The organism is Chryseobacterium potabilaquae (assembly GCF_902728265.1).
In the GTDB taxonomy this organism is placed as follows: Bacteria; Bacteroidota; Bacteroidia; order Flavobacteriales; family Weeksellaceae; genus Chryseobacterium; species Chryseobacterium potabilaquae.
Window position 1 is genome coordinate 1 of the sequence record NZ_CACVBR010000084.1, and the last position, 4,957, is coordinate 4,957.

1 protein-coding gene is annotated in these 4,957 nt (G+C 36.8%); it reads right to left on the bottom strand.

From position 1 onward, the window contains the following. Nucleotides 1-4,957, bottom strand: a 4,957-nt coding sequence (locus CHRY9293_RS18165) for a non-ribosomal peptide synthetase (RefSeq protein WP_162034268.1), incomplete at both ends; no start/stop codon positions are given.

Below are 4,957 nucleotides of genomic sequence, written 5' to 3' on the forward strand. Positions count from 1 at the left end.
TCTAAACATAATGGAATAAGTTCATCAGGCTGGATTTTGTATGTTTCTAAAAGATAATGAGCTAACTGGTTTGATTTCTCATTAAGCTCTCTATAGCTTAACTTTACATCTTCATACACCAAAGCAATATGATCCGGAGTCTTCTCTACCTGTCTTTCAAATAATTCATGAAGGGTAACGCTTGTGTCGTATTCTAATCTCGTTGCATTCCAACTATGGATCAGGTCTTGATACTCGGTAGCTGAAACATACGACAGCCTATCTGTAGTAATGGTAGGATCTTGTAACAGCTGATATAACATCAACTCCATTCCTTCTAGTACCTGAGATATCATAGATCTTTCAAATAACAATCCTTCATAGTTTAACGTAAGACTCACTTCCTCTCCTCTCTCATACGCAATTAAACTTAAGGGATAATCTACCTTCTCTATAGAATCACGGAATCGAATATCTAAATCCTCAGAAACATCTCCATCGGATATAGGATAATTCTCATACACAAATAAACTGCTGAATAGTCGCTCTCCATTATCTTGAAGACTTGATAAACTCTTATCACTATACGTGTTAAGATCACTTACGGAAGATTGAAGGTTTACTATTACATCCATCACCTTACCTTCCTTATGCTCTACAATCAAGGGAAGGGTATTGATATACAAACCTACTGAACTCTCAATCCCCTCCACAGGTAGACTTCTTCCAGAAACGGTCGTTCCTACTACTGTCGTTCTTTGATTACTGTAGATACTTAACTGTTTATGCCATACATACTGTAACACCGCATTAACTGTTAAGCCCTCCTTAGAGATTAAATTCTTTAAAGAAAGATATCTTTTTCTATCAATACTCCAAGTTAAGGATTGATGATCCTGAATATGACGATAGCTTGAAAGATTCCTATGCTTCTCTGAGACTGTAAGTAAACTACTCAAATCCTCCCTATCTTCCAATAACAACATATACTCCTTCCAGAATGAATCACTCTCTCCTTTATGACTCTGAAGATACTTCTGGGATTCTCCATAGGATATATCCACCATAGAAGCTACTAATTCTCCTTTCAATAATCTAAGGTAGGTGGTATGAATATCATTAAACAGTACAGGCATACTCCAACCATCCAAGATCGCATGATGATTACTGAAGATACATGTATAATGTGATTCTGAATGTTGACACACATAGACTCTAAAGAGTCCTGACCTAGAAAGATCATACTGCTCTTCTCTGTCTTTCTGAACAATAACTTTGATCTTATCTTCTCTTTCCTTTTCATCATACCCACTCAGATCTATACAACGCCAGTCCACAGAGCTTATCTTATCTATCACCTGAACTATAGACTCTGACCAATCAAATCTCGTTCTTAATACAGGATGCTTCTTCTGAACATATTCCCACGACTCCTTTAACTTATCCAAATCAACCCCTCCATGATAATCCCATAAAAGCTGTACCCGATAAGAATCATCTACATCTCCCTGACTTAAAGCATGGTAGATAAAACCTTCCTGAAGACTACTGGCTAAATATACAGAATCAATCTCTATCTCTTCCTGAATAGAAGCTAGTTGGCTGGAACTTATAATATGATCCACATCTGACAACGTAAGGTAGCTTCTATCTATTCCTGATAACTCATTCACGAGCTGCTCTAAGTATCCTTTAAACAATACTGATAAACGAATCATCTCTTCTTCACTGAAGTAACCTCTTAATCCAAAATACAATTCTCCTCCTACCACAGCACCATTGATAGTAAGAAGATGAGAATCCGAATTATCTCTTCCCACAGATTCTCCACTATTCTCCCCTACGATATACCAACTCTCTGATACAGATTCCTGTTGATCCAACTGGCCCAAGTAATTAAAACTAATTCTAGGAAGATTTCCATCTGTATAGCCGATAAGACTTCCATAACCTATCCCATTATAAGGAATACCTCTCAAAGACTCCTTCGTATGAACTAGTGTAGAGAGTACATCTTTACCCCTCTCTAACACTATGGGATACATCGTAGTAAACCAGCCTACTGTTTCAGTAATATCCATTCCCGGAAAGATATCCTCTCTTCCATGCCCCTCTAATACAATAACATGAGTAGACAACCCCGTGAAATCACAAAGAGCCAAAGAGAAAGCTGATAAAAGAACATCATTGATCTGAGTATGATAGACACCATGAATATCTCGAAGTAAACGACTCGTGGAGCCTTTATCCAATACCAAATCGGAATGATGATAGAGAGAACTACTAAGACTCTGGATATGAAGACTGCTATTCTTCGTATTCTCTATAATACTATTCCAATACCTTAGCTCTTCTTCTCGGGAGGTAGCACTATCCTCTTTATAAGTCTTAACCACATCAACCCACTGGCGGTAACTGCTTCCTTTTACATACAATGGTTTGGTATTTCCTTCCTTAAGAGATCTATACATCAACTCAAGATCTTCTGTTAAGATTCGCCAGCTTACCGCATCGATAATAAGGTGATGGAAACAGAAATGAACACGACAACTTCCATCTTCATAACCATGGATATACCCTACATGAAGTAAAGGACCTTCAATGATATCAAATCCACTCTGCCAAGAGGTAAAGACTTCTACTAATTCTTCTTCACTTACATCTCTACGATCAAGTATACTCAAATCAGGAAATATAGCGTCTTTTCTATACTCTTGAAGATAGCCATGCTCTGTCTTAGGATAATATAGTCGTAAGGCATCATGCTTCTCTACTAATTGTAGGAGACTTTGTTTTAATATATCTATATCCAATTCAGGAACATGAATCATAAAGGACTGATTCCAATGATGGAAAGAGGTAAAATGTTCTCCCAACTCTACCCCATGGAAGAACCATTCCTGAATCGATAATAATGAAACTTCACCTTCTAATATTCCCTGTTCTGTAATAAGAGACAATCCCTCTTCATGCTTTCTACTTTCTAAGAGCTCAGAAAGATGATACACTGTTCTATAGGTAAAGACTTCTTTGACACTTAAGGATAAGGATAATCGTTTTCGTAAACGACTCACGAGTTGGATACTGATAATACTGTCTCCTCCCAAGCGGAAAAAGTCATCATGTAAACCGATACTTTCTACAGGTAAACCCAATACTTCACTATAAATTGCTGCCAGATCTCGCTGAAGAGAAGTCTCTGGTGCGATATATTCTCTATCTCCTGTGAAGCTAGGTTCTGGTAAAGCTTTATGGTCTAATTTACCATTGAACGCTATAGGAAGTGATTCCAGATGAACATACGCTGAAGGGACCATATACTCCGGAAGAAGCCCTGATAAATACACGGATAAAGCGTCAGGATTTACCGCTGTATCAGACACATAATAACCTACTAAGTATTTTAACCCTGAGCTATGTTCTTTAGCTGAGACTACTGCTTGACGAATACCTTCATAACTCAATAAACCGTTCTCTATCTCTCCTAATTCTATTCTATAGCCTCGTATTTTTACCTGGAGATCATTACGACCAATATACTGTAAATTACCCTCAGGAAGAAAACGTACTAAATCTCCCGTCTTATACATCCGTCCATTATAACCTATCTCCTTCTCCTTTTCACTCTGGAAAGGATTCAATAGAAAACGCTCAGCTGTAAGCTCAGCAAGATTCAAATAGCCTCGGGAAACTCCTACTCCTCCTATATATAGCTCTCCTACTCCTCCCAAAGGAACATGACGTAAATATTCATCTAATACATACACCGAAGTATTACGGATAGGACGACCTATGTTGAGAGGATTGTGATCTTCATTATAATGATGGTACGTAGCGCATACTGTAGTTTCTGTAGGACCATATTCATTAATTAAAGTAATATCATCACGGTTTAAATCACTAATATCAGGGAAAGATTCGCCTCCTGCAAATATTAGCTTAAGACTTGTATCCGGTAATATTTCTTTTAATAAGACAGGAGGAATAAACGATACCTCTATACCATGATCTGTAATATATTCATTAAGCTCTTTTACAGATTTTCTATGTTCATCACTATACAACAACAACATATTGCCATTACACAGAACAGGAAAGGTTTCACATGCAAAAGCATCAAAAACATAATTCGAATAACAACCTACATTCGTATATTCGTTAAGTCTGTGAGAGGATATCATAAACTCTACAAGATTTACAACCTCTTTATGCGCTATCATCACTCCCTTTGGCTTACCTGTTGTTCCACTCGTGTAAATTACATAAGATAAATCTTCTGAACTTATTTCTGTATTGGGATTTGCTGTGGAATAATTATTGAGTGAATTTTCTATGTCTGGGCTATCTAAACTTATAATACTAAGATTAAATTCACCGAGATTTTGGGTAGTATGTTCTTCTACTATTATCAGTCTTGCCTTAGTATCTCCCAGAATATGTTCAATTCTATCCATGGGATAACTAGGGTCCATCGGAACATACGCTCCTCCTGACTTTAAAATTCCTAAGATTGCTATGAGCATCTGCTCTGATCTCTCTAAACATAGAGGGATCAATTCATCAGGCTTAATCTGATAATGTTGTAATAAATAATGAGCCAACCTGTTTGATCTATCATTAAGCTCTCTATACGTTAACTTTATATCTTCATATACCAAAGCAATATGATCTGGAGTCTTCTCCACCTGTCTTTCAAATAACTCATGAATAGTAGCAGTTGTATCATACTCGGAATAAGTATCCAAAAGATTGGAGAAGATTCCATCTCCACTATACTCTTCTTCTCTTATCCAAGATAGATTTTCAAGCTTTAACTCAGATCTATTATCTTTTTGATGATATACCATCTGCTCTAAAAGATATACATACGTCTTAATCATATGATCAATTGTACTTTCTTTAAATAGAGGAGTAGCATAATTAAAGCTTCCTGACAGAGAATCTCCTCCATCATCTATCATAACACTTAAATCAAACT